This window comes from Microvirga sp. HS2 (assembly GCF_055792805.1).
Genome location: NZ_JBVVAJ010000034.1, coordinates 1 through 24,227, shown reverse-complemented (window position 1 = coordinate 24,227; position 24,227 = coordinate 1). Strand labels below are relative to the sequence as shown.

Here is a 24,227-nt window from a genome sequence, read left to right as displayed (position 1 = left end):
GTCCGTGTCGCGGCAAGCTGTCACCGGTCGGCATAACGCGTAAACCCTCTAAACAAAGGGGGTTTTAGGATTCCTGGTTCGGTTCCCGATAAGCGCATGGGCAGGTTGTCGCAGCGTAAACAGAAGCATTCTTTCAGGGTCGGACTGCTCGGAAACGAACCATGAAACCGCGCCATTGCACGTAATCGCCACAATTCCCGCGGCGCCAAGGGTCAGACCTTCGAACGTGCCTGACCCTTGAAATTCATATTGCCCTGCTGTGCGTGGACGTTACCACGTTGCGCGCAAGCCGGCGTAGAAGGAGCGGCCCGCAGTGCCGTAATTGTAGACATCCTGATAGGCTGCGTCGGTCAGGTTTTCCGCACGGGCATAGATGCTGAAGGTGTCGTTGATCCTGTAATCCGCGTAGACATCGAAGCGCGCATAGGGCGCGAGTTCGTACCGCTCTCCCGGTGAGGAGAAGCGGCTCCCCACGAGCACGACGGAAGGCTCGATCGAGAGCCCGGGCAAGGGGGTGATCGTCAGGCCAAGACGTCCCTGGTGCTGCGGACGGCGCGCAAGGCGCAGATCTGTGTCTTCATCGAAGGCCTCGAGCAACGTATAGCTCGCCTTCACCCGCAGCCAGGTGGGTACGACATCGACGTCGGCGGAGAGCTCCACGCCATTGGTGCGCGCCCGGTTCACGTTGATGAAGCAGCCCCACATCTGCTCCGGGCGGCAGGTATCCGCCATTCCATAGGCGATGAGGTTGCGGAAGTGGTTGGCGAAGAACGTCGCCGAGAGCAGCACGCGGTCATCCGCAAGGCGCTGATCGATGCCCACATCGAAGCCGATGGAGCGCTCGGATTCCAGATCCGCCGTGCCGGAGAACGGATCGAATTTCTGATACAGGGTCGGCGCCTTTGCGCCCGTGCCGACGCTGGCGCGCAGCTTCGTGCCGGAGGCCGGAATGTCGTATGCCGCCGTTGCGCGCCACGTTCCGAAGGTGTCGCCACCCTCGACATCATCGATACGGCCGCTGAGCGACAGATGAAGGTTTTCGAGCGGGCTGAACTGATGCAGCGCATAGAGAGACCGGGTGATCTGCGTGGCGTTGACGTCTTTACCCTCCGGAGTCTCGAAAGGCAGAAGGCTGCGGGACGTCGAGATCAGACGCTCCTGCTCTGCTTTTGCTCCGAAGGTGAGAAGACCATAGGTGCCGAGCTTCAGATCGCCCTGATATTCCGCCGAGAGGCGATTACCCTGATAGCCATACTCGCTCCCATAGAGGTCGGGCAGGGCATAGGACCCGATCAGGCGAAGATCGGTGTCGGTGCGGCTGCCCGAGACGAGGAAGCTGTTTTTGAGCAAGCCGTCCAACGTATTGACGGTCAGGCGGGAATGCCCCTCGAACAACCGCCCCTGAGTTTTCGAAGGGCCATCCGGCAGCGCATCGAAGTCCGGATCGTTGTCGATCTGCGCGCGGTTGTCGCTTGCATAGCCGCCCACCTCGAATTCCGCATCGGGTGAAATCGCAACCGAAACGCGGCCTGCCGCGCCAAGACGCCGGGCGCTGTCGTTCTCCAGGGGGGAGGAAAGCGTGTCTTCGATGCGGCCGATGCGATAACCGTAACGCGAAAAGCCGGCGGAATCGAAGCCGGTGGTGGAGAAGGCATAGGATACGGGACCCGTGCTGCCGGAAACGGCAGCGCGCCCGGCCGCGGTGCCGTAGCTGCCGCCTTCCATGCTGATGTTCACGCGCGGCGCGCCCCTGCCTTTGCGGGTAATGATGTTGATCACGCCGCCCATCGCATCCGAGCCGTAGATGGCGGATTGCGGGCCGCGCAGAACCTCGATGCGCTCGATGTCGACAGCAGCCAGGTTTGAGAAGTCGAACTCGCCGGAATTGGCCGCGGGATCGTTGACGCGGATGCCGTCGATGAGCACGAGGGTCTGGCCGGAATCGGCTCCGCGAATGCGGACGGTGGTGGTCGAGCCGGGTCCGCCGGTCTCGGTGACCGTGACGCCTGGAACGCGGCGCAGAACATCCGCGGGGCTCTTCGGGGATTCCTTCTCGATCTCGTCGCTGGTGATCACCGAAATCGCGCTTCCGGCCTGCGAGATGGCGAGGGGCGAGCGCGTGGCCGTGACCACGAAGTCAGGCGCAGGGACAGGCTCGGTGAACGTCTGGGCCTGGGCAGAGCCCATCGATACTGTGCATAGGGGAACGAATGCCGCGAGGACGCGGCGCAAAGGCACGGCCATGGAGACCTCCTGCTCGCCCCGCCGGCGAGCAATACGGGTTGCGTTGTCGACGCCGGCCGGTCTCCTGGCTTGCGGGTCGTCGCGAGCAATCCGCCTTCCCAAATCCTCTTGAGCTTGTCGCGCCCAAAGATTCAGTGGCATGAAGGATTGCCGCTCGCCGCTTACAGTTGCGGGGGCAGCCACGGAATAGGAGCAAGTCCGCACCGTGTTCCCGTTTCACCTCGACGATTTGAGGCACCAACGTCGGATCCTTCTTTACGAGCTTGTCTGTTATGCTGCAACTGCGCCTCGGTCGGTTTTCCAGATGGATGTGGCCCATCTGCATCGCCTTTGCTCTCGCAGGCGCGGCAGAGGCGCAGCAGCGGCCCCGGCGCGTGGTCTCCCTCAATCTCTGCACGGACGAGATGCTGCTGGCCTTCGCCGACCGGGAGCAGATCGCCTCCTTGAGCTATCTCGTGACGGACCCGTCGATCTCGATCATGGTCGAACAGGCCCGGGGCATTCCCCTCAATGACGGAAGGGCGGAGACGATTCTGTTCAGCGGCCCGGATCTCGTGCTGTCCGGGACCTATGGCCAGCATCACCAGGCCGCGCTCCTCAAGGCGCAGGGGCTCGATGTTCTGACGCTGGGGCCATGGACGAGCCTGAAGGAGGGACAGGAGCAGATCCGGACGATGGCGCGTGCCTTGGGGCATCCCGAGCGTGGCGAGGTCCTGATCGCCGAGATCGAAGCCGCGCTTCGTCGCACGAAGGATATCGTGACAGGCAAGCCCAGCGTCCTCGTCTATGATCGGGGCGGCTGGGTTTCCTCGGCGGATTCCCCCACGAACGAACTTCTGCTGCATATGGGTTTCCGGCTCCATCATGAAGCCCTGGGAATGCCCTATGGCGGCGTGGCCCGCCTCGAATCCATCGTCACGTCCCCACCCGATTATCTCGTCGTGGACGAGGACGCTGAACACGCGGTGGACAATGGAACGGCGATCTTCTCTCACCCGGCCCTCAAGGAGGCCGTACCGCTCGATCGTCGCCTCGTGGTGCCGGGCAAGCTCGCGCTCTGCGGCGGACCCTCGACGCCCGCGCTCATCGATGCATTGGCGACCGAGATCAAAGCGAAGGTGCGCTGAAGAACCAGCTCAACCGAGGTGCAGGTTCAGGGGAGGGGCCGGCTTGAGGAGCACCGGGCATCCGGCGGCGACGAGGACGACCGCGTCGCAAGCCGCCGCGATCCGCTGATTGAGCCGCCCCTGTTCGTCGCGAAAGGAGCGCCCGAGAGCGGTCGCCGGGACAATCCCTTGCCCGACCTCGTTGGACACGAGAAGAACCGGGCCTTTCAGCATCTCCAGTTCATGAATGAGCGCATCGGTCTCATCGTCGGCGCAGCGCCCATCCAGCATGATATTGGAGAGCCACAGGGTCAGGCAGTCGACGAGCACGACACGGTCGGGCGCGGCAGCCTCGCGAAGGGCCAGGACGAGATCGAGCGGCGCCTCCTTCACCTGCCACGAGGAATGACGCTCCGACCGATGATGCGCAATGCGCTCCCGCATTTCTTCGTCGAAGGCCTGCGCCGTCGCGATGAGAATGCGTGTCGTCGATGCGGCCTCGGTCCATTGCTGGGCGATCCGGCTTTTGCCCGAGCGGGCGCCACCCAGGACGAGGACGCGACGGTAAAGGGTCATATGCGTTTCCGAAAGGGCGCGGGCCCACCGACACTAGAGGATCATGCTAAAAGTCCGATCCGCTTTTGGGTCCGATGCCCTAGCCCGTCAAACGGTTGAGAGGGATCGTCATGTGGACGCGCAGGCCCTCACGCAGCCACTCCTGTTCCAGCGTCCCGCCGAGCTGGCCCGCGATGCTTCTCTGGGAAAGCTGCGTGCCGAAGCCCTCGAAATCCGGCTTCCTTTCGATAACAGGGCCGCCGCCCTCGATCCAAAGGAGATCGACCATCTCGTCGTGAATTGTCCATCGAACCGATAAATGGCCTTCCGGGTTCGACAGGCATCCGTATTTGGCGGCGTTTGTGGCCAGTTCATGCAGAACCAGCGCGAGACTCGTCGTGGTGTTGGAGCCGACACGAACGCTCGGCCCATGAATCTCGACTCTGTCGGAGCCGGTTTGCCGGTATGGTTCGAGCACGGCTTCGCACAAGCGGGCGAGATCGACATCCGGCCCTGTTCCTGGTGCTGCGGAGGCAGGCTGCACGAGTTCGTGAGCCCGCGAGAGCGCACTCAGGCGGCCGCGGAGAGCCGTCGCCATCTCCTTCGGATCTTTGGCCGTGCGCGCGGTCATCGAGACCATGCCATTGGCGATGGCAAACAGGTTCTTGACGCGATGGTTCAACTCACGCGTGAGGAGCTGCTGCGCCTCCTCGAACGCGTGCCGCTCGGTAATGTCGCTGACCACGCCGGAGAGGATCACGGCATGGGGCTTGTCGCCGTCGACGGCGAAGAAAGCTTGCCCGACCGAACGGAACCAGCGGAGTTTGCCGTCGGACAGGATCGCCCGGTACTCGCTTTCGTAATGTCCGTCCGATTGCGGGTCACAGGCTCTCGCGACGCGGGCCTGCACGCCTTCCCGATCGTCGGGGTGAATCATGCCGTAGACATGCTCCAAGGGAAGGTTGAGCGATCCGTCGTGCGGGATCCGGTAGAGAGCGCAGGTGCCCTCGTCCCAGAGAACCTGCTTCTTCTCCAGATCGATCTGCCATGTGCCGAGATTGGCTGCCTCGAGAGCAAGGCGGTAGCGGGTCTCCAGTCTGCGGACCGCTTCCTCCGCCTTCTTCTGCGCATCGATATTGGTGCTGGTGCCGAACCAGCGCATCGTATCTCCGGAAAGGGCCTGGATGGGAACGGCGCGGCTGAGGACCCATTCGTAACGGCCCGCTGCGTTGCGGATCCTGTATTCCCATTCATAGGGCGCGCCGGATTCGATGGACTGCCGCCATTGCGCCTGAACCTCGGGCAGATCCTTGGGATGAACCGCGCTCAGCCAGCCGTCGCCTTCGGACTGCTCCGGTGTCAGACCCGTGAATTCGTGCCAGCGGCGGTTGAAATAGTCGTGAGATCCATCGGCACGGGCCGACCAGACGAGCTGGGGCAAGGATTCCGCCAAAACGGCAAATTGATTTTCCGTTGCGTTGAAATCCACTCGGATCTCCCTGGGGGCGCGACTTGCCGCCTGTTCTCCTGCCAAAGGGAACTTCATTGTTGAGGGCCTTTTTGACGCTGACAACCTAAATCGTGCTCAATTTGTGATTTTAATGGCGAAAGAGTAGCCCCTGAGAGGAGAAAGGACTAAGAAGCCGCCCACGTCTGGCGCTCCGCTGCCGGAGCGCATAGATGCAGGACAGCCCTTGAACCCTGAAGCGGTATCTGACGCCGAGGCTGGTTGAACCCTTTCATGAACGATATGAGTCCCAATCCGGTTGCCCCGCCGGACATCGCATCTGCCGACGCCCTGCATCCCAAGGAGCGCCGCTCGCGCCGCTTCGCCTGGATCGGCATGGCCGCCAGCGTAATCCTGTTCGGGGCATCCCTTGTCGTTCTTTGGCATATCGTCTCTGAAATCGACGTGAACGAATTGAAGGCGGCCTTCACGGCCGCGAGCCTGCGCCAGATCGGCCTGGCGGTTCTTTTCACGGTCATCAGCTACAGCCTTCTGACCTGCTATGACGCTATCGCGCTCAGGCAGCTCAAGCTGAAGATTCCTTACCGCACCACCGCGATGGCCTCCTTCACGTCCTATGCGGTGAGCTTTACGCTGGGCTTTCCCCTGCTCACGGCGGGTACGGTCCGCTATTGGCTCTATTCCCCCAAGGGCGTCAGCCCGGGACGGGTGGCGAGCCTCACGGTGATCACCGGCGTGACCTTCTGGCTGGGCATGGCCCTGGTCCTGGCCTCGAGCATGATCCGGCAGGCGGATGAGCTGGCGAGCCTCGTCTATACCCATATCTGGGTCAATCAGCTGATCGGCCTCGCCGCGGCCGTGTTCGTCGCAGGCTATCTGGTCTGGGTGTCGTTCAAGCGCCGGATCGTACGGATCCAGGGGTGGAAGCTGGAGCTTCCGGGCCTGCGCCTGTCTCTGGCCCAGATCCTGATCGGCGCCTGCGATGTCTGTGCCGGGGCGGGGGTGCTCTTCATCCTTCTGCCCGGGGGGCATGGCCTCGGCTTCGAGACCTTCCTGGCGGTCTATATCTTCGCCGTCATGCTGGGCGTGGCGAGCCATGCGCCGGGTGGCCTCGGCGTCTTCGAGGCCACGATCCTTCTGGCGCTATCGAGCTATCCCCGGGAGCCGGTGCTCGGCGCCCTCCTGCTCTATCGCCTATGCTATTATCTCGTTCCCTTCGTCGTGGCCCTGGCCATGCTGGGAGCCTACGAGGTTCGCAATCGCCTGCGGTCCTCGCGGGGGGCCTTCAAGCCTGACGAAGAGCTTGCCGAGGAGGGATCGGCCGGGAGATGACTCTTCCGAGCGCGCGTCTTAGAGCATCGTGCGGAAAAGTGGATCCGGTTTTCGCTGGCGCGGCCCGCTGGGTCCGCGTCGAACGATGCTCTCTCCTAAGGAGAATGCATCGGATCTGCCCCAAAAGTGCAAATCCACTTTTGGGTCCGATGCTTTAGAACCTGACGCGACATCCAGCAGAACCTGACGCGACATCCAGCCGAGGCCCTTCAGCATCATGACGGATTCCAGCGAGATCAGGCCGGAAGGTGGCCCTCCCTCCGCCGCTTCGCTGCGCGTGGCGGCTTTCCGCGGAGCCGCCCTGGCGAGCCTGGTTCTGAGCATCGTCGCTCTTTGGCGCGGTTACGGCGACGGCTGGTTCGTCGCCGGCGTCCTCGGCTCCCTCGTGATCAGCGCTGCCGCGGGCGGGATGCCGCGCAAGCGGCTGGGCCAAGCTCTGCAGCAGCGTCCGAGATCTCCCGCGCGAAGCGCCATGGCCGAGGCCGTTCTGGCGCATATTCCGGATCCCGTGATCCTGATCGACCGGCGCGCCGTGGTCCTCGATGCCAACAGGGCGGCCCACGCCCTGCTGCCGGGCCTGAAGGTCGGCCATCCCCTGTCATTCGCCCTCCGCAGCCCCGATGTGCTCGACGGCATCGAGGAGGTCCTGGAGATGGGGACCCCGTTACGGGTCGAATATTCCGAACGCGTCCCTACGGAGCGGACCTTCGAGGTTCACATCGGGCCTTTGCGGCCGGAGGCCACGGACGTGGGCGTCCAATCGGGCGTCGTGCTGTTTTTCCGGGATCTCACCTCGGCCCGGCTTCTCGAGGTGATGCGGGCGGATTTCGTGGCCAATGCAAGCCATGAGCTGCGGACGCCTCTGGCCTCCCTTCTCGGCTTCATCGAGACCCTCCAGGGGCCGGCTCGGGAGGATCCCAAGGCAAGGGAACGCTTCCTCGAAATCATGCGCATCCAGGCCCAGCGCATGAAACGGCTGATCGACGACCTCCTGTCCCTCTCGCGCATCGAAATGCGGGCGCACGTGTCACCGACGCAGATTGTCGATCTCGGCTCCCTCGTTGCCCCGATGATCGAGACGTTTTCTCCGGCCGCGAGGGAAAAGGGCGTCGTGATCCGTACGGCTCTGCCGCCGCACCCGGTTTACGTCCTGGGCGATCGGGACGAGCTTCTGCGCGTGATCGAGAACCTGGTTGAAAACGCCGTGAAATACGGGGAAAGCGGTGGCGCCGTCGATGTTTCCGTGGAGAGCCTGGAGGCTGGCCCGGGCCATCAGGGCGGCTGCGCCGTCCTGTCGGTCCGGGATTATGGAGCCGGCATTCCTCCGGAGCATCTGCCACGCCTGACGGAGCGCTTCTACCGGGTCGACGCGGCTCAGAGCAGGGACAAGGGCGGAACGGGCCTGGGACTGGCCATCGTCAAGCACATCGTCAACCGCCATCGCGGCGAGCTCGACATCGCCAGCGAACCGGGGCAGGGCGCATGCTTCACCGTCAAGCTCCCTCAGGCCCCGTCGCTCGCTTGACGCTGGATTCCGGGCCTTCGCGGGGGATCCTTTTGGGGTGTCATTTATTTGTCATCCAACTGTCGTAGAGCCGACATCCGTCGGGCCTAGCTGTCCACTCGCGCGGCCCGGGAGCAGTCCTCGAACTGCCTGCCGCGCTTGGATGAACAGGGAGATTTACCGTGAAGATCATGTCCTTCGCCATGGCAGCCGGCCTTGCCCTCGCGAGCCTTTCGACTGCGGCGTCCGCTGCCGACATCACCGGCGCAGGCGCGACTTTCCCCTTCCCGGTCTATTCGAAATGGGCTGAAGCCTACAAGAAGGAGACCGGCACCGGCATGAACTATCAGTCGATCGGATCCGGCGGCGGCATCAAGCAGATCCAGGCCAAGACCGTGGATTTCGGCGCCACCGATGCTCCGATGAAGGGTGCCGATCTCGAGAAGAACGGTCTCGTTCAGTTTCCGACCGTGATGGGCGCGGTCGTTCCGGTCGTGAACATCCAGGGCATTCAGGCCGGTCAGATCAAGCTGACGGGCCAGGTTCTGGCCGACATCTTCCAGGGCAAGATCGCCAAGTGGAACGATCCCAAGATCGCTGAGCTGAATGCCGGCGTGAATCTTCCCGGCGCCAACATCACGCCGGTCTACCGTTCCGACTCGTCGGGCACGACCAGCGTGTTCAGCACTTACCTCTCCCAAGTGTCCGAGGCGTGGAAGTCGGAGCTCGGCGTCGGCACCACGATCAACTGGCCCATCGGCCAGGGCGGCAAGGGCAACGAGGGCGTTGCCGCGACCGTGAAGCAGGTCCCGAACTCCATCGGCTATGTGGAATACGCCTACGCCAAGCAGAACAACATTCCCTACACCCTGCTCCAGAACCAGGCAGGCAAGTATCCGCAGCCGGAGATCAAGTCCTTCCAGGCCGCCGCCGCGAGCGCCAACTGGTCGTCGGCTCCGGGCTTCGGCATCTCGCTGACCAATCAGCCTGGCGACGATGCCTGGCCGATCACGAACCCCACCTTCATCCTGGTCTACAAGACCACGGAGAAGCCCGAGCAGACCGCCGAGGTTCTGAAGTTCTTCGACTGGGCCTACAAGAGCGGCGACAAGCTCGCCTCCGACCTTGACTACGTGCCGCTTCCCGACAACGTCGTCGAGCAGATCCGCACGTCCTGGGCGAACGACATCAAGTCCGCCTCGGGCCAGCCGGTCTACAAGAAGTAAGTTGACGGCTGCCTCTGGCAGCCGAGAGGAGTGAGGCGGATGGCCGTTGTGTCTGATAAGAGTGTCGTATCGAACACGATGGTCGTCCGCCGCCGCACCTCATCGACCTTCGACCAGGGCTTCCGGTGGGCCAGTTACGGCTCCGCCCTGGTCGTTCTCGCCGTTCTCGCAGGGATCATCGGCACGATGATCTATGGCGGTTGGCCCGCGTTCCGCGAGTTTGGCTTCGGCTTTATCACATCGAGCATCTGGAATGTCGGCCAGGACCAGTATGGCGCATGGGTCGCCATTTCCGGCACTCTCACATCGGCCCTCATCGCGCTTGTGATCGGCGTGCCGATTTCCATCGGCATCGCGATCTTCCTTACTCAGCTATGCCCGCCCTGGCTCCGCCGCCCGGTCTCCACCGTGATCGAGCTCCTGGCCGCCGTGCCCAGCATCATCTACGGCATGTGGGGCCTCTTCGTCTTCGCCCCGCTCTTCGCGAAATATGTCCAGATCCCGTTGAACTCCATTGTCGAGGGCATGCCGATCCTGGGCACCGTTCTCTATGCCCGCGTGCCGTCCGGCGTCGGCATGCTGACGGCGGGGATCATCCTCGCGATCATGATCATCCCTTTCATCGCATCGATCACGCGCGACATCCTCGATCAGATCCCGACCGTGTTGCGCGAAAGCGCCTACGGCATCGGCTGCACCACGTGGGAAGTGGTTCGCCACGTTCTGCTCCCGCAGGCGGGTGTCAGCATCATCGGCGCGGTCATGCTCGGCCTCGGCCGCGCGCTCGGCGAGACGATGGCGGTCACTTTCGTGATCGGCAACGCGAACCGTCTGTCGCTGTCGCTGTTCGATCCCAGCTCGACCATCGCCTCCCGCATCGCCAACGAGTTCAACGAGGCTGCGGGGATGCAGATGAATGCCCTTCTCGCGCTGGGATGCATTCTGTTCGTCGTCACGTTCATCGTTCTGGCACTCGCGCGTCTTCTGATCGCCCGTGTGAAGACGCGCTAAGGGAATGTCCGATGGATACCGTTCTCCATAAGAATACCGATATGGCGTCTCCTGCGCCCTGGGGACGCGTGCGGCGCAGCCGCTACATCGCCGACCGTGCGCTGAAGATCATCTGCACGCTCTTCACGCTGCTCGGGGCCTTCGTGCTCGGATGGATCCTGCTGATGCTCCTGGTGGAAGGCATCGGAGGTCTTTCCCCCGCCGTCTTTACGGAAACCACGCCCGGTCCTGGAACGGAGGGCGGCGGCATCGCCAATGCCATCGTCGGCAGCCTGATCCTGACGCTTCTCGGCATCGTGGTCGCAACGCCCATTGGCGTGCTCACGGGAACCTACCTTGCCGAGTACGGCAAGACCTCGAAGCTCGCCACCGTGATCCGCTTCGTCAACGACATCCTGCTGGCGGCCCCCAGCATCCTCATCGGTCTTTTCGTCTACATGCTGATGGTGCAGCCCATGGGCGGCTATTCCGGATGGGCCGGAGGCGTGGCGCTTGCGATCATCGCCGTTCCCGTGATCGTTCGCTCGACCGAGGACATGCTGCGTCTCGTGCCGGGCTCCCTTCGCGAGGCCGGAGCGGCGCTCGGCGCGCCCATGTCGACGGTGATCGTCAAGATCAGCTGGAAGGCCGCGCGGGCCGGCATGGTCACCGGCGTGATCCTGGCCACGGCGCGCATTGCCGGCGAAACCGCGCCACTGCTGTTCACGGCGCTCAACAATTCCTTCTGGTTCAGCCCGAGCCTGATGGGCGGCGTCTCCAACTTGCCCGTGACGATCTATCAGTTTGCGCTGGCGCCGTATCAGAACTGGCGAGAACTCGCCTGGGCCGGCGCCCTCATCATCACCCTGTCCATTCTGGCGCTCTCCATCGTGGCGCGCCTGCTCTTTAAGAAGGATAAAGTCCGATGAGCACGATTGCCGTCAACACGAGCAGCGCCATCGGGAATGCGGCCGCAGCCGATGTCGGCGCCTCGGTTCGCATCGCCGTCAGAAATCTCGATTTCTATTATGGCGACTTTCGCAGCCTGAAGGACGTCTCCCTCGATTTCTTCGACCGGCAGGTGACGGCGCTCATCGGCCCCTCCGGGTGCGGAAAGTCCACGCTGCTGCGGACGTTCAACCGTATCTACAGCCTCTATCCCGAGCAGCGCGCGGAAGGACAGATCCTGCTCGACGGACAGAATGTCCTGTCTCCTTCTGTCGACGTCAACGAGCTGCGGGCGCGTGTCGGCATGGTGTTCCAGAAGCCGACCCCGTTTCCCATGTCGATCTACGACAACATCGCCTTCGGGATCCGCCTTTACGAAAAACTTCCAAGGAGCGAGCTGGATGGCCGCGTCGAGGGAGCCCTGCGCAAGGCGGCTCTCTGGGACGAGGTGAAGGACAAGTTGCGCCAGTCCGGCATGGGACTCTCGGGCGGCCAGCAGCAGCGCCTTTGCATCGCACGCGCCATCGCGCAGCGCCCCGAGGTGATCCTGCTCGATGAGCCGACCTCCGCGCTGGACCCGATTTCCACCGGCAAGATCGAGGAGCTGATCGAGCAGCTACGCTCGGAATTCACCATCGTCATCGTCACCCACAACATGCAGCAGGCGGCGCGCATCTCCCAGTTCACCGCCTTCATGTACCTGGGCGAGCTCGTGGAGTTCGGGCCGACGACCAAGATGTTCATGAACCCGTCCAAGAAACAGACTCAGGATTACATCACGGGCCGCTTCGGCTGACCGAAGCGCCTCAAGGAGGCATCCCATGGCGGAGCATATCGTCAGTTCCTACGACAACGACCTGCAGGCTCTGCGCCGCCGCATCACCGAGATGGGCGGCATTGCCGAGAAAATGCTCGTCGATGCGATACAAGCGCTCGTGCGCCACGACACCGCTCTGGCTCAGACCGTCATCGCCTCGGACAAGCGCCTCGATCTGCTTCAGCGGGAGATCGAGGAGAGCGCCATCCTCACCATTGCGCGCCGTCAGCCTTTGGCGGTGGATCTGCGCGAGACGATCTCGGCGATCCGCGTCTCCGGAGACGTGGAGCGCATCGGCGACCTGGCCAAGAACATCGCCAAGCGCGCGCTTGCCATCGGCGGCGAATTCCAGCCGCAGAAGATCGTGCTCGGCCTCCAGCACATGAGCGATCTCGTGCTGGGCCAGCTCAAGGACGTGCTCGACGCCTATGCCCAGCAGGACACCGCCCGGGCCCTCGATGTCTGGAAGCGGGATGGCGCCATCGACGCGCTCTATACCTCGCTCTTCCGCGAGCTTCTGACCTATATGATGGAGGATCCCCGGAACATCTCCTTCTGCACGCACCTCCTGTTCTGCGCCAAGAACATCGAGCGGATCGGCGACCATACGACCAACATCGCCGAGACGGTGCATTATCTCGTGACGGGAGAGACACTGGCCATCGAACGTCCCAAGAACGACCGGTCCATCGATGCGAGCGCCGAGGCAGGAGCCTGACGATGGGTCCCCGCGTTCTGATTGTGGAGGATGAGGAGCCGTTGACGCTGCTCCTGCGCTACAATCTCGAGGCCGAGGGCTACGAGGTCGACAGCGTATCGCGGGGAGACGAGGCCGAGATCCGGCTTCGCGAGCAGGTGCCGGATATCGTGCTGCTCGACTGGATGCTGCCGGGGCTGTCCGGGATCGAGCTCTGCCGCCGCATCCGCGTGCGCCCCGAGACCGAGCGTCTGCCGGTCATCATGCTGACGGCGCGTGGGGAGGAGGGCGACCGCATCCGGGGCCTGTCCACGGGAGCGGATGATTATATCGTCAAGCCTTTCTCGGTGCCGGAACTGCTGGCGCGCGTGCGGGCGCTTCTGCGCCGCACGAAGCCCGCCCATATCGCGACGCTCCTGCGGGCAGGCGACATGGAACTCGATCGCGAAACCCATCGCGTCCGCCGGTCAGGCAAGGATCTTCATCTGGGCCCCACCGAATTCCGGCTCCTCGAGTTCCTCATGCAGAGCCCGGGGCGCGTCTTCTCGCGCGAACATCTGCTCAATGCGGTCTGGGGACACGACGTGTATATCGATGAGCGGACCGTGGACGTGCACGTGGGCCGCCTGCGCAAGGCCATCAACCTCCCGAAGATGTCGGATCCGATCCGGACGGTGCGCGGAGCAGGCTATTCCTTCGACGAGACCTTTGCCCGCGCCGATCAGGCCGCGAGCACCTCGGGCTGACCCTTTGACAGGAGAAATGAGAAAGGCCGCGCAGAGATTATCAGCGCGGCCTTTCTTTGAACCTCGATTGCCCGCTTTAGACCACCGGACGTGAATTCGAACTCACGTCCGGAGCCCTGAGTTCTTCGTTCCACGCATCTTTTCACGCAAAACCGGTTCCCACTTTTGCGTTCGATGCTCTAAAGCATCGGACCCAAAAGTGGACTTGCACTTTTGGGGCAGATCCGATGCTTTCTCCTGAGACGAGAGCATCGTTCGACGCGGACCCAGCGGGCCGCGCCAGCGACCCGAAGGGCCACGTTAGTGAAAACCGGATCCACTTTTCCGCACGATGCTCTAGGCCCGAGCCAGCTTACGCTCACGCTTGCGATCGGCCACGGGCTGGTAGGCGATGCGGGCGTGGTGCGTGCAGTAGGGCAGTCCCGTGATGGAGCGCGCGCCGCAGAAACGGAATTCAGGCTTCGTCGGGTCTCCCATCGGCCAGCGGCACATGGACTCGCGCAGGTCCATGATGGTGACGCGCTCGGACATCGGGATCGCCACGTCCTCCTCCTCGATCATCGCCACCGGATCCTGGTGGGCAGGCTGGAGCGCGATGGGAGCCAGGACGACATTGCTGTGGGCCTGAGGCGCGATGGGGGCCGGCGCGCTGGGAGCGCGGGTCACCTTGCGGGCGCGGGGCGTGGCCGTGGCAGGCTTCACGTCCTTGGCGCGACCGGAAAGGCCGAGGCGATGAACCTTGCCGATGACCGCGTTGCGGGTCACGTTGCCGAGTTCGGCGGCGATCTGGCTCGCGCTCAAGCCGTCGGTCCAGAGCTTCTTGAGAAGCTCGACCCGCTCATCCGTCCAAGTTGCGCCCGCATCTGTCATTTTTAAAACCTGCCTCCTCGTGGCTGCTTCTTTAAACCCGGAATCCCCTGCACCTCGCGGACAGAAAGTTGATGTCCGACCGCGTTGGCAGGGTCGCTCCTGAGGGTGAAAGCCGCCGCACGAATGCTGTACTCGACTGACCTGAAGTTACAGGATGGGCGGACTCGGGCGCAAGAGTCCCGGTCCACCCCCCGCCGTTTTCCCCAAGGAACTCTCCCGGCGTATGACGGGCGGGCCGCCGCATCCGTAGGGTATCCCAGAGGAATGTCGGGCCCGAAAAAGGAGCATCGGGTTGATTCAAGAAGCGGATTTTGCCGTTTGTCCGGTTCCGGAGCGGAAAATTTGCCTGTGATGAGTCACTTCATTTCTCTTGAATTGACAGGGTCTCGCACCTCGTTAGAATCTCCGATGTGCCGCCCCGCTTGGGCGGCGCTTTCTTTTTAAAGGCCCAGGGCTGACCTTCCGGTGCGACCTTGGGGCTCCACAAGAGGCGGAGATATCCCGTGACATCGCCATTGCTGCCGACCTATGCGCGCGCCGAACTGTCCTTCGAGAAAGGGGAGGGGGCTTGGCTCTACGGCCGAGACGGGCAGCGATATCTCGATTTCGGGGCCGGCATCGCCGTGAACGCCCTGGGGCACGCCCACCCGCACCTTGTCGAGGCGCTGACCCAGCAGGCCTCCAAGCTCTGGCACACCTCCAATCTGTTCCAGATTCCGGAAGGTGAGCGCCTTGCCGCGCGGCTGGTGGAGAACACCTTCGCCGACGTGGTCTTCTTCTCGAATTCCGGTGCCGAGGCCAACGAGGCGGCTGTGAAGATGGCCCGCAAATACCATCACGCCAACGGCCATCCGGAGCGCTTCCGGATCATCACCTTCGAGGGGGCGTTTCATGGACGGACCCTCGCCACCATCGCCGCAGGCGGCCAGGCCAAGTACCTCGAGGGCTTCGGCCCGAAGGTCGAGGGCTTCGATCAGGTGCCCCTCAACGACCTCGACGCGCTCAAGGCCGCGATCCGGCCCGAAACCGCCGCGCTCCTGATCGAGCCGATCCAGGGCGAGGGCGGCATCCGCCTGATCGACAACGGGTTCCTCAAGGAGCTGCGGGCGCTCTGCGACCAGAACGGCCTCCTGCTGATTTTCGACGAGATTCAGACCGGCGTCGGCCGCACGGGCAAACTGTTCGCTTATGAATGGACGGGCGTGACGCCCGACATCATGTCCGTGGCCAAGGGCATCGGCGGCGGCTTCCCGCTCGGCGCCTGCCTCGCCACGCGCGAGGCGGCCAAGGGCATGACCGTGGGCACGCACGGCACCACGTTCGGCGGCAACCCGCTCGCCATGGCCGTGGGCAACGCGGTGCTCGACGTGGTTCTCGCGCCCGGCTTCCTGAAGGAGGTGGAGCGCAAGGGCCTTCTGCTGAAACAGCGCATGGCCGAGCTGAAGGATCGTCACCCCGCCGTCATCGCGGAGGTGCGTGGCTTCGAGCTCATGATGGGCCTGCGCACCGTCGTGCCCAATACCGAATTCGTCGCCGCAGCGCGAGCGAAGAAGATCATTCTGATCGGCGCCGGCGACAACGTGGTGCGGCTTCTGCCGCCGCTCATCATTTCGGATGCGGATATAGCGGAGGCCTTCGATCGTCTGGACGCCGCCTGTGCGGCGATGGAGACTGGGCTGAAGGCCCAGGCTCAGCCGGGAGCTGCTCAATGAATCCCCGTCACTTTCTCGATCTCAGCGACTTTTCGGGCGGAGAGATCCGCCACATCCTGAATATCGGCTCCGGCATCAAGGCCAAGCGCCGCCGGGGTGAGCGCTCCAGCGATCGCCCGCTCGAGGGCAAGACGCTCGCCATGGTGTTCGACAAACCCTCCACCCGCACCCGCGTGTCCTTCGACGTGGGCATGCGCGAGCTCGGCGGCGAGACGCTGATGCTCACCGGCAAGGAGATGCAGCTCGGCCGTGGCGAAAGCATTGCGGATACGGCGCGGGTTCTCTCGCGCTACGTGGATGCGATCATGATCCGCACCCTGGACCACGCCATGGTGACCGAGCTGGCGCAGTACGCGTCGATCCCGGTGATCAACGGCCTGACCAAGATGACGCACCCCTGCCAGATCATGGCAGACATCATGACTTTCGAGGAGCACAACGGATCGATCGAGGGCCGCACGATCGCCTGGGTCGGCGACGCCAACAACGTGCTCGCCTCCTGGGTTCATGCGTCTGCGCGGCTGAATTTTACGCTGAAGATCGCGTCTCCGCCGGAACTTGCCCCGCGCCCGGAGCTTTTGTCCTGGGCAAAACAGGAGGGAGCGCAGATCAGCGTGACGACCGACGCCTTCGAAGCGGCCGAGGGGGCTGACGCCATCATCACCGATTGCTGGGTCTCCATGGGCGACGACGACGAGTTCCGCCGCCACAACCTGCTCAAGCCGTATCAGGTGAACAGCAGGCTGATGGGCGTGGCCGCCAGCAACGCCGTGTTCATGCACTGTCTGCCGGCGCATCGCGGCGAGGAGGTGACGGACGAGGTCATGGACGGCCCGCAATCCGTAGTTTTCGATGAAGCCGAAAACCGGCTTCATGCACAAAAGGGCATCCTGGCGTGGTGCCTTGGAGCAGAAAGCGCATGAATTCAGCTTCGTTCGAGGGACAGGACGACGTCGTTCTGCCGTTTGCGGTCGAGCCTCTCGACGTGCGCGGGCGCGTGGTGCGTCTCGGCCCCTCCATCGATACCATCCTGGCCCGTCACGGTTATCCCGACATGGTCGCCCGCGTCATCGGCGAGGCGGCTGCGCTCACCGTCATGCTCGGCGCTTCGCTGAAGCTCGAAGGACGTTTCCAGCTTCAGACGAAGACCGACGGCATCATCGACATGGTGGTGGTGGACTTCAATGCGCCCGACAGGCTTCGCGCCACGGCCCGCTTCGATCAGGAAAAGCTGAATGCCCTGGGAGCGGCAACGCCCAGCACCGGCGAGCTGCTCGGCTCCGGCTATCTCGCGATGACCATCGATCAGGGTTCGGAGCGCAGCCGCTATCAGGGGGTCGTTGCCCTCGAAGGGCAGGGCTTCGAGGAGGCCGCGCACCAATATTTCCGCCAATCGGAGCAGATTCCGACGCAGGTGCGCCTTGCGGTGGCCGAACAGTTCGAGAATGGGCGCCACACCTATCGCGCGGGCGGCCTGATGATTCAGTTCCTGCCCTCCTCATCCGAGCGGCTGCGCCAGGCGGATCTCGATCCCGGCGACATACCGGAGGGCCATCCCTCCAGCGATCTCGGCATGCCCTCGGACGACGATGCCTGGGTCGAGGCCAAGTCGCTGCTGGCAACGGTCGAGGATCACGAGCTCATCGATCCTGCCGTGTCGAGTGAACGGCTGCTCTACCGCCTGTTCCACGAGCGCGGCGTCCGCGTCTTCGAGGGACAGTACGTGCACGAGGAATGCACCTGCTCGCATGAGCGCATCATGGGCATGATGCGCCGTTTTTCCCCCGAAGACCGCCGCGACATGGTCGGCGATAACGGGCGCATCGGCATCACATGCGAGTTCTGCTCGCGCTTCTACGATCTCGACCCTGCTGAAGTGGAAGCCGAGATCGCGAAGGCGGAAGCATAAATCTGCTCTTGATGGAATCATTCGGCATGCCCGGGCTCATCCCGGGCATCCACGTTTTTGCGACCTGATGATCATGAAAGCGTGGATGGCCGCAATACGTGCGGCCATGGCGGAGAAGGCGTGAAACTCAGGAAGCGGCGCACGTCGCCATCAAACGGCGCATGAAGGCCGCGCCCGCTTCCAGCTGATCCAGCGTGATGTACTCGTCCGCCTGATGCGCCTGGTCGATGGAGCCGGGGCCGCAGACGACGGTCGGAATGCCGGCCGCCTGGAAATGGCCGGCTTCCGTTCCGAACGGAACCGTCTGCGTACGGTTCTTGCCTGCGAGCCGCAGGGCGAGCGTTTCCGCGAACGACCCCGGTTCCGGCGCAAGGCCGGGTACGTGAGCATGGAGCTTGGTCTCGATGCGTCCGAAATCGCCGAAGCGGTTCAGCCGCTTCAGCGCAACCTCCTGCACGAATGTTTCGAGCTGGTCGGGAATTTCATCGGGATCCTGGCTGGGCAGCCCGCGAAACTCCCAGTGGAACGTGCACGATTTCGAGATGATGTTGCGCGCCGTGCCCCCCGAGACGACACCCACATGCACCGTGGTGTAGGGCGGATCGAAGCGCCCGCTGGTGTCCCCGCGCTCCATCATCTCGTCGCCGATGCGGTTGAGCTGCGCGATCATCTCGGCCGCCGTCATCACTGCGCTCGCACCGAGATAGGGCTTGGACGAATGAGCCTCCAATCCGTGAACCGTCGTCGAGAAGGTCACCACGCTCTTATGCGCGTCGACAACCTCCAGCATCGTCGGCTCGCCGACGATCACCGCCTTCGGCATCGGCAAATCCTGGCCGAAGCGACGGATGGTGTCGACGACGCCCAGGCACGTCGTCTCCTCGTCATAGGAGAGCATGATGTGGATCGGCGTCTTGAGGTCGGCGGCCTGAAATTCCGGGATCAAGGCGAGCGCCAGCGCGTCGAAGGCCTTCATGTCCACCGCGCCGCGCCCGTAGGCGCGTCCGTTCTCGACGCGCAGAGTGAACGGGTCCGACGTCCAGGGCTGTCCGGCGACGGGCACCACGTCCGTATGTCCCGACAGCACGACGCCGCCCCTGTCCTGCGGGCCGATGGTGGCATAGAGGGCGGCCTTGTCGCCGGTTTCATTCGGAACGCGCACATATGGCACGTTCCAGCTCTGGAGATAGGCCTCCACGAATTCGATGAGCGGAAGGTTCGACTTCGCGCTTTCGGTATCGAAAGCAACGAGCTTCGCCAGCATTTCGAGCGGCGTGAGCCGCGGTCCGTTGGAAGACATGAAAACCTCAGTGCAGCACGCGCTTGTGGCGCGGCATGTCGAGTGAAAAGGCTGGAATGGCGGCGTCGAAGGTCTCGCCGTCGGCGGTTTCCATCACGTAGCTGCCCTGCATGGTGCCGCTCGGAGTCGTCAGCGGGCATCCGCTGGTGTAGCTGTAACTCTCGCCGGGGCCGAGCACCGGTTCCTCGCCGACCACGCCCGCTCCGCGCACTTCCTGGACGCGGCCCTGCTCATCGGTGATGCGCCAGTAACGGGCGCGCAGCTGCACGCGTTCCAGGCTCAGATTGATGATCTCGACCGTGTAGGCGAAGAAATAGCGGTTTTCGTCGGGCGAGGATTCTTCCGGCATGTAGCGGGGTATCACGGTCACGCTGATGCCGCGGGTAACGGCCTTGTACATGAGTGGTCCCTTGGCCAGTGGTGGAATGTTCGGCCTTCGTGGTAAGGCGGCCTTCAGGCCCCGTCAATCGAGGCCGAAGGGAAGCCGCCATGCCGGGCGAATGAGACGCGGGATCGGGGCCCGCCGGATTAACCTTCCTGTGCTCCAATGGGCGGACAGGGCTGGTCTCGTGCGTTTTCCCCAACGAGAATGGTGAAACGGATGGAGAATTCCGTTACACGGCTCCGACAGCTAAGCTGGGAACACTCGAGCGAAGGGCATGGGCCCTTGGAAGAAGGTCATGGTCGCGTTGAAGGACGGAATCCAATCGGCTGATGCCATCAGGCGCCTCGCGGAAGCGGGCGTGATCAAACCGGAGACGCCGTTCGCCTCCGATCAGGTCCAGCCTGCAAGTCTCGACCTGAGGCTGGGCCGCCGGGCCTACCGGGTGCGCGCCAGCTTCCTGCCGGGCCGCAACCACACGGTCAAGGACCGCCTGGTGCAGCTGAGCTTCCACGAGATCGATCTGTCCGCGGGCGCTATCCTGGAGACCGGCAGCGTCTATATCGCCGAGCTGCAGGAAAGCCTTGCCCTGCCTGACGATTTGTCGGCCGCCGCGAACCCCAAGAGCTCGACGGGCCGCATCGACGTCTTCACCCGCGTGATCACCGACCGCAGCCAGGAATTCGACACCATCGGCGCGGGCTATGCTGGCCCGCTCTATGCGGAGATCTCGCCCCGCACCTTCCCCGTCCTGGTGAGGACCGGGACCCGCCTGTCGCAGCTGCGCCTGAGGAAAGGCGAGGTGCGCCTGAGCGATGCGGATCTCCACGCCCTTCACCAGCGCGACCGGATCGTCACCTCCGCCGAGCCGTCGATCCAGGACGGCGTCGCCGTGAGCGTCGACCTCTCGGGCTTCGGCTCCGACAAGCTCATCGGCTATCGCGCCAAGCGCCATACGGGCCTCGTGGACGTGGACAAGCCGGGCTCCTGCCGGGTCGCCGATTTCTGGGAACCGCTCTATGCGGATGCCTCCCGCACGCTGATCCTCGATCCGGGCCAGTTCTACATCCTGGCCTCGAAGGAAGCGGTGCACGTTCCGCCCGATTATGCGGCGGAGATGGTGCCCTTCGATCCCCTCGTCGGCGAGTTCCGCGTTCACTATGCCGGTTTCTTCGATCCAGGCTTCGGCCATGCCGGCGCAGGAGGGGAGGGGGCCCGCGCTGTTCTCGAAGTCCGCTCCCGCGACGTGCCGTTCATCCTGGAGGACGGTCAGATCGTCGGACGCCTCGTCTACGAGCGCATGGCCGAGCGTCCCCAGGTGCTCTACGGAGCGGGGGCGGGGTCCAATTATCAGGCTCAGGGGCTGAAGCTGTCGAAGCACTTCCGGTAGCCCGCGTCCGCCGGCGCGGCGCGTGGAAGGATCGAGGCTCCGTCCATCGAGGCGACCGCTTGGCTCCGAGGCACGGGCGAGGAGGGGCCAAGCTGTGGCCTCGACGCGGGAAGGGCTGCAATGTCCTCCGGAGGTGTGGATCCCGGGCCGCTTCGGCGGCACGGGCCTGACACGGAATACCGTTTGGACTTGACGAACCACCCCAGACCCATTGTAAACAAAGCTTCAGGCGGGCGTAGTTCAGAGGTAGAACGTCAGCTTCCCAAGCTGAATGTCGTGGGTTCGATTCCCATCGCCCGCTCCAATCCATCCGAAAAAGAATTCCATTGCGCACGAGCGACGAGATCTCGCTCATCCCGAGCCCTGTTCCGGGACAACCAACGAGGGGGCATGTTCGTCCTCTTGCTCCTTTCTGAAGGATGCAGGTAAGTCACCTTCAGGGCGCGCTCAGGGCGGGAGAGAAGGGTGACGGCTTATCCTCAGGCAAGGCTGCGGATCTACTTCGATGCCGAGACGATGCTCGGCCCCGGAAAGGCCGATCTTCTCGAAGGCATCCGGGAGACCGGTTCCATTTCCGCCGCGGGCCGGCGCATGGGGATGAGCTACAAGCGGGCCTGGACCCTCGTCGATACCCTCAACCGCTCCTTCCGCCAGCCGCTCGTGATCTCGACGGCTGGCGGCAAGGCGGGCGGCGGGGCCAGCCTGACGCCGCTCGGGATCGAGGTGCTCGCTCGCTACCGCCACATGCAGGCGGCGACCGAACGGGCCATTGCCGAGGGTGTCGACCGCCTGTCCGCGTGGCTCGCAGCCCGCGGCTGAGGCACGGGCCTCACGAACTGGAGGCCGGCTTGTCGAGGATCGTGAAGCCGTGCTTCTCGAAAGTTCGCTTCGCTTCGGGGGAGCGGAGATACGCCACGAAGCCTGCCGCATCAGGATTGATCGAGTCCTTCGTCACGGCGACCGGATAGACGACGGGTGGGTGACTGTCCTCCGGAAAGGTGCCGACGATCGTCACGTTGGGATCGGACGCGGCATCGGTCTGGTACACGATGCCGAGCGGCGCCTCGCCGCGGGAGACCAGCAGGAGGGCGCCGCGCACGTTGTCGGCTTGAGCGATGCGACCCTTCACGCCCTCCCATGCCCCCAGCTTTTCCAGGGCGGCCTTGCCGTATTTGCCCGCCGGCACCGCATCGATATTGCCCATGGCGAGCCTGCCCGAGCCCAGCACGGCTGCGAGATCGAGGCCCGGTTCGATCGCTATCGGCGCGGCTTCGGTCTTGGGCGCGACGAGCACGATCCTGTTGCCGAGCAGATTCACACGGGTGCCGGGGCGGATCAGGTTCTTCCGGGCCAGGTCGTCCATCCAGTCGAGGTCGGCCGAGACGAAGACGTCGGCGGGGGCTCCCGCCTCGATCTGCTTCGCCAGGGCATTGCTGGCTGCATAGGAGATCTTCGGGGCGGGCTTGCCCATCTGCGTCGCGAAGCCTGCCGCCGCCTCGTCCAGAGCGTTCTTGAGGCTCGCGGCCGCGAAAATGACAAGCTCCTTGTCCTGCGCCCGCGCCGAGCCGGCCATCCATGAGAGCCCGAGCCCCGTGCTCAGCAGGATCACGCCAAGGAGCGGCAAACCAAGACGGCGCGTGATCCGCATGACATCATCCTCCCTGGCCTGGCGCTATCTCCTGTTGGCCATAACGCAACAGGCGCGAGCATGGCAATGTCGGGTGCTCGTCGATCCTCGGGATTCGCCCCTGGCGTTCCGTCCCGGATCCGCCATGGCCTTCCCGCTTCCGGCCCCCAAGGCTGCTGCCAATGGATGGTGCCGGTGTCATGCTGCCCGACGCACGAGAGGCGTCCGGGCAATGGCGCTCAGCAGAGTTCGGAGCGAACGATGTCGTTAGGAATGCGTTTACGCCCGGCTGCGTAACTCTCTTTGTCATCGATGGGAGAAACACATGTTGCGTGCGGTGCTGGCCACAGCGGTCATCGTCTCTGGTGTCATGTTCGCGGCGGGATCTCACGCCCAGGCGCAGGGGCTGGTTCTCTGCGCGCAGGAGGGCGGATTCTGTCGTGTGCCTTATCCGACCCGCGTCATCTATGGCGTGCCCGGGCGAAGCGTCGAGCGCTTCGTGCGCGGGGGAGGGATTCCTTGCTCGAACCGCGTCTTCGGCGATCCTGCCTATGGAGTGACGAAGCACTGCGCCTTCGTCTCCCGCCGATACGACAGGGGGCCCGGGCGATGGGACGGCCGCCGTCATGGTCCTCCTCCTTATTGGGAGCGCGAACCGAGAGACTATGACGGCTATGGCCGCCCATACAGAACCTATTACCGAACCTACTGACGCGGCGAACCAAATATCCTTGTGAACGCCATGCCGGGCGCGAGATCCTGGTGCTCCGCGATGACCGGCTGCGTGTCTGCCCAAGTGCGGCGCGCAGCAGCTCCGCTGTAGAACCCCCCTATAGCTTATCGCGAGGGCCCAGCGGTCGATCCAGGTCCGGGCGGAGGCGGGGAAATACAGGGATTGTGCGACAGGGTGTTGACAAAGCGCCGGCTAATCGACATATCCGCAGCCCCGCCGGATTTCAGATCCAGGCAGGCTTCATCACAGACCGCTCCCGCAAGGCTCCTCGTGAACCTCACCGGCAGGCGGCTTCGATCGAGAACGTCACGTTCCCGGTCAACGGCACGAGCCAAGACTGTCGATAAACGGCAAGTCGTCCTGGCTCCTCTGACGGACAATGCAAGTCTTCAGGCCAACACACAGGCCCGAGGCAAAGTAAACGCAAAGGTGGATTCATCTTTGTGAACGATGAAGTCTACCTTGAATACTGAAAATCAGCGGGACCAAAATTCGGGCCGATGAAAAACTTCAAAATTGTAGTTGACCTTCGGAAAGAGTTTCGCTAAACACCCCTTCATCGGCGGCGGCCTTGGGGCTGCTGCTTCCGGCGGGCTCTTCGGGGTCTTTGGCCGGTGTCCCGGACGGGACCGCATCTTTGGTGATGCTGCTCTTTGACAAGTGAAGAAGGA

The 24,227-nt window shown here is 63.6% G+C and carries 22 protein-coding genes, 1 tRNA gene and 1 riboswitch; of the genes, 16 read left to right on the top strand and 7 right to left on the bottom strand.

Annotated elements, in window-relative coordinates; all coding sequences use genetic code 11:
* Positions 1 to 270: 270 nt before the first annotated feature.
* The gene (locus ACS5Q0_RS22130) at positions 271 to 2,244 is read right to left on the bottom strand and encodes a TonB-dependent receptor plug domain-containing protein (RefSeq protein ID WP_473128816.1); all 1,974 of its coding nucleotides are present in this window, start codon (positions 2,242 to 2,244) and stop codon (positions 271 to 273) included.
* Between the two features lie 37 nt (positions 2,245 to 2,281).
* Positions 2,282 to 2,501, bottom strand: a riboswitch (cobalamin riboswitch).
* A 15-nt stretch (positions 2,502 to 2,516) separates the two neighbouring features.
* Here ACS5Q0_RS22130 and ACS5Q0_RS22125 point away from each other — a divergent pair.
* On the top strand, positions 2,517 to 3,371 hold the full coding sequence (locus ACS5Q0_RS22125; RefSeq protein WP_473128815.1) for an ABC transporter substrate-binding protein: 855 nt from the start codon (positions 2,517 to 2,519) through the stop codon (positions 3,369 to 3,371).
* Positions 3,372 to 3,380: 9 nt separating this feature from the next.
* On the opposite strand, the gene cobU is transcribed toward ACS5Q0_RS22125, so the two are convergent.
* Entirely contained in the window at positions 3,381 to 3,926 is a 546-nt protein-coding gene (cobU, locus tag ACS5Q0_RS22120) for a bifunctional adenosylcobinamide kinase/adenosylcobinamide-phosphate guanylyltransferase (protein ID WP_473128814.1), read from the bottom strand.
* 79 nt (positions 3,927 to 4,005) lie between these two features.
* Positions 4,006 to 5,394 (bottom strand): sensor histidine kinase, encoded by a 1,389-nt coding sequence (locus tag ACS5Q0_RS22115; RefSeq protein WP_473128813.1) that lies wholly within the window; start codon positions 5,392 to 5,394, stop codon positions 4,006 to 4,008.
* 252 nt (positions 5,395 to 5,646) lie between these two features.
* Here ACS5Q0_RS22115 and ACS5Q0_RS22110 point away from each other — a divergent pair, with 252 nt between their 5' ends.
* The 8 genes from ACS5Q0_RS22110 to phoB all read left to right on the top strand — a co-directional run bounded on the left by ACS5Q0_RS22110 (position 5,647) and on the right by phoB (position 13,633).
* Entirely contained in the window at positions 5,647 to 6,705 is a 1,059-nt protein-coding gene (locus tag ACS5Q0_RS22110; RefSeq protein WP_473128812.1) for a lysylphosphatidylglycerol synthase domain-containing protein, read from the top strand.
* Between the two features lie 217 nt (positions 6,706 to 6,922).
* A complete protein-coding gene (locus tag ACS5Q0_RS22105) occupies positions 6,923 to 8,230 on the top strand; it encodes an ATP-binding protein (RefSeq protein ID WP_473128811.1) in 1,308 nt (435 codons plus the stop codon).
* Positions 8,231 to 8,391: 161 nt separating this feature from the next.
* On the top strand, positions 8,392 to 9,435 hold the full coding sequence (gene pstS / locus ACS5Q0_RS22100) for a phosphate ABC transporter substrate-binding protein PstS (protein ID WP_473128810.1): 1,044 nt from the start codon (positions 8,392 to 8,394) through the stop codon (positions 9,433 to 9,435).
* 78 nt (positions 9,436 to 9,513) lie between these two features.
* Positions 9,514 to 10,446 (top strand): phosphate ABC transporter permease subunit PstC, encoded by a 933-nt coding sequence (gene pstC, locus ACS5Q0_RS22095; RefSeq protein ID WP_473128845.1) that lies wholly within the window; start codon positions 9,514 to 9,516, stop codon positions 10,444 to 10,446.
* 11 nt (positions 10,447 to 10,457) lie between these two features.
* The gene (gene pstA / locus ACS5Q0_RS22090) at positions 10,458 to 11,354 is read left to right on the top strand and encodes a phosphate ABC transporter permease PstA (RefSeq protein ID WP_473128809.1); all 897 of its coding nucleotides are present in this window, start codon (positions 10,458 to 10,460) and stop codon (positions 11,352 to 11,354) included.
* Positions 11,351 to 12,169 (top strand): phosphate ABC transporter ATP-binding protein PstB, encoded by an 819-nt coding sequence (pstB, locus tag ACS5Q0_RS22085; RefSeq protein ID WP_473128808.1) that lies wholly within the window; start codon positions 11,351 to 11,353, stop codon positions 12,167 to 12,169. Before pstA ends, pstB begins: the two co-directional genes overlap by 4 nt.
* Before the next feature lie 25 nt (positions 12,170 to 12,194).
* Positions 12,195 to 12,908: a phosphate signaling complex protein PhoU gene (gene phoU / locus ACS5Q0_RS22080; protein WP_473128807.1), complete on the top strand. Its 714-nt coding sequence runs from the start codon at positions 12,195 to 12,197 to the stop codon at positions 12,906 to 12,908.
* Positions 12,909 to 12,910: 2 nt separating this feature from the next.
* Complete coding sequence (gene phoB, locus ACS5Q0_RS22075) at positions 12,911 to 13,633, top strand: phosphate regulon transcriptional regulator PhoB (RefSeq protein WP_473128806.1); 723 nt, start codon at positions 12,911 to 12,913, stop codon at positions 13,631 to 13,633.
* A gap of 336 nt (positions 13,634 to 13,969) precedes the next feature.
* Here the strand turns inward: phoB and ACS5Q0_RS22070 are convergent, their stop codons facing one another.
* Positions 13,970 to 14,503: a GcrA family cell cycle regulator gene (locus ACS5Q0_RS22070; RefSeq protein WP_473128805.1), complete on the bottom strand. Its 534-nt coding sequence runs from the start codon at positions 14,501 to 14,503 to the stop codon at positions 13,970 to 13,972.
* Positions 14,504 to 15,006: 503 nt separating this feature from the next.
* On the opposite strand from ACS5Q0_RS22070, the gene ACS5Q0_RS22065 reads away from it, so the two are divergent.
* The 3 genes from ACS5Q0_RS22065 to ACS5Q0_RS22055 are packed head-to-tail and all read left to right on the top strand — an operon-like array spanning position 15,007 to position 18,124.
* Positions 15,007 to 16,215: an acetylornithine transaminase gene (locus tag ACS5Q0_RS22065; RefSeq protein ID WP_473128804.1), complete on the top strand. Its 1,209-nt coding sequence runs from the start codon at positions 15,007 to 15,009 to the stop codon at positions 16,213 to 16,215.
* Positions 16,212 to 17,138: an ornithine carbamoyltransferase gene (gene argF, locus ACS5Q0_RS22060; RefSeq protein WP_473128803.1), complete on the top strand. Its 927-nt coding sequence runs from the start codon at positions 16,212 to 16,214 to the stop codon at positions 17,136 to 17,138. Before ACS5Q0_RS22065 ends, argF begins: the two co-directional genes overlap by 4 nt.
* Positions 17,135 to 18,124, top strand: a complete 990-nt coding sequence (locus tag ACS5Q0_RS22055; RefSeq protein ID WP_473128802.1) for an Hsp33 family molecular chaperone — start codon at positions 17,135 to 17,137, stop codon at positions 18,122 to 18,124. The genes argF and ACS5Q0_RS22055 overlap by 4 nt, the downstream gene beginning before the upstream one ends.
* Positions 18,125 to 18,251: 127 nt before the next feature.
* Here ACS5Q0_RS22055 and argE read toward each other — a convergent pair whose 3' ends face one another.
* Both argE and apaG read right to left on the bottom strand, forming a co-directional pair.
* Positions 18,252 to 19,424, bottom strand: a complete 1,173-nt coding sequence (gene argE / locus ACS5Q0_RS22050) for an acetylornithine deacetylase (protein WP_473128801.1) — start codon at positions 19,422 to 19,424, stop codon at positions 18,252 to 18,254.
* A 7-nt stretch (positions 19,425 to 19,431) separates the two neighbouring features.
* Complete coding sequence (gene apaG / locus ACS5Q0_RS22045) at positions 19,432 to 19,824, bottom strand: Co2+/Mg2+ efflux protein ApaG (RefSeq protein ID WP_473128800.1); 393 nt, start codon at positions 19,822 to 19,824, stop codon at positions 19,432 to 19,434.
* Positions 19,825 to 20,104: 280 nt separating this feature from the next.
* Between apaG and ACS5Q0_RS22040 the strand changes: the two genes are divergently transcribed.
* From ACS5Q0_RS22040 to ACS5Q0_RS22030, 3 genes are all read left to right on the top strand, one after another.
* Positions 20,105 to 21,196 carry a 2'-deoxycytidine 5'-triphosphate deaminase gene (locus ACS5Q0_RS22040; RefSeq protein WP_473128799.1) on the top strand — a complete coding sequence of 364 codons (1,092 nt, stop codon included), beginning with the start codon at positions 20,105 to 20,107 and terminating at the stop codon, positions 21,194 to 21,196.
* Between the two features lie 229 nt (positions 21,197 to 21,425).
* A tRNA-Gly gene (locus ACS5Q0_RS22035) sits at positions 21,426 to 21,500 on the top strand.
* Positions 21,501 to 21,712: 212 nt separating this feature from the next.
* Entirely contained in the window at positions 21,713 to 22,015 is a 303-nt protein-coding gene (locus ACS5Q0_RS22030) for a winged helix-turn-helix domain-containing protein (RefSeq protein WP_473128844.1), read from the top strand.
* Between the two features lie 10 nt (positions 22,016 to 22,025).
* Here the strand turns inward: ACS5Q0_RS22030 and modA are convergent, their stop codons facing one another.
* Entirely contained in the window at positions 22,026 to 22,844 is an 819-nt protein-coding gene (gene modA / locus ACS5Q0_RS22025; protein ID WP_473128798.1) for a molybdate ABC transporter substrate-binding protein, read from the bottom strand.
* 304 nt (positions 22,845 to 23,148) lie between these two features.
* Here modA and ACS5Q0_RS22020 point away from each other — a divergent pair, with 304 nt between their 5' ends.
* Positions 23,149 to 23,535, top strand: coding sequence for a hypothetical protein (locus ACS5Q0_RS22020; protein WP_473128797.1), 387 nt, complete (start codon positions 23,149 to 23,151; stop codon positions 23,533 to 23,535).
* Positions 23,536 to 24,227 lie beyond the last annotated feature (692 nt).

Excerpts from the sequence above, each read along its gene's own strand:
- pstA (WP_473128809.1), top strand. The coding sequence starts at position 10,458 with ATGGATACCGTTCTCCATAAGAATACCGATATGGCGTCTCCTGCGCCC.
- cobU (WP_473128814.1), bottom strand. The coding sequence starts at position 3,926 with ATGACCCTTTACCGTCGCGTCCTCGTCCTGGGTGGCGCCCGCTCGGGC.
- argF (WP_473128803.1), top strand. The coding sequence starts at position 16,212 with ATGAATCCCCGTCACTTTCTCGATCTCAGCGACTTTTCGGGCGGAGAG.
- ACS5Q0_RS22030 (WP_473128844.1), top strand. The coding sequence starts at position 21,713 with ATGCTCGGCCCCGGAAAGGCCGATCTTCTCGAAGGCATCCGGGAGACC.
- argE (WP_473128801.1), bottom strand. The coding sequence starts at position 19,424 with ATGTCTTCCAACGGACCGCGGCTCACGCCGCTCGAAATGCTGGCGAAG.
- modA (WP_473128798.1), bottom strand. The coding sequence starts at position 22,844 with ATGCGGATCACGCGCCGTCTTGGTTTGCCGCTCCTTGGCGTGATCCTG.
- phoU (WP_473128807.1), top strand. The coding sequence starts at position 12,195 with ATGGCGGAGCATATCGTCAGTTCCTACGACAACGACCTGCAGGCTCTG.
- pstC (WP_473128845.1), top strand. The coding sequence starts at position 9,514 with ATGGTCGTCCGCCGCCGCACCTCATCGACCTTCGACCAGGGCTTCCGG.
- ACS5Q0_RS22070 (WP_473128805.1), bottom strand. The coding sequence starts at position 14,503 with ATGACAGATGCGGGCGCAACTTGGACGGATGAGCGGGTCGAGCTTCTC.
- ACS5Q0_RS22040 (WP_473128799.1), top strand. The coding sequence starts at position 20,105 with ATGGTCGCGTTGAAGGACGGAATCCAATCGGCTGATGCCATCAGGCGC.
- ACS5Q0_RS22020 (WP_473128797.1), top strand. The coding sequence starts at position 23,149 with ATGTTGCGTGCGGTGCTGGCCACAGCGGTCATCGTCTCTGGTGTCATG.
- apaG (WP_473128800.1), bottom strand. The coding sequence starts at position 19,824 with ATGTACAAGGCCGTTACCCGCGGCATCAGCGTGACCGTGATACCCCGC.
- ACS5Q0_RS22130 (WP_473128816.1), bottom strand. The coding sequence starts at position 2,244 with ATGGCCGTGCCTTTGCGCCGCGTCCTCGCGGCATTCGTTCCCCTATGC.
- ACS5Q0_RS22055 (WP_473128802.1), top strand. The coding sequence starts at position 17,135 with ATGAATTCAGCTTCGTTCGAGGGACAGGACGACGTCGTTCTGCCGTTT.
- phoB (WP_473128806.1), top strand. The coding sequence starts at position 12,911 with ATGGGTCCCCGCGTTCTGATTGTGGAGGATGAGGAGCCGTTGACGCTG.
- pstB (WP_473128808.1), top strand. The coding sequence starts at position 11,351 with ATGAGCACGATTGCCGTCAACACGAGCAGCGCCATCGGGAATGCGGCC.
- ACS5Q0_RS22110 (WP_473128812.1), top strand. The coding sequence starts at position 5,647 with ATGAACGATATGAGTCCCAATCCGGTTGCCCCGCCGGACATCGCATCT.
- ACS5Q0_RS22105 (WP_473128811.1), top strand. The coding sequence starts at position 6,923 with ATGACGGATTCCAGCGAGATCAGGCCGGAAGGTGGCCCTCCCTCCGCC.
- ACS5Q0_RS22125 (WP_473128815.1), top strand. The coding sequence starts at position 2,517 with ATGCTGCAACTGCGCCTCGGTCGGTTTTCCAGATGGATGTGGCCCATC.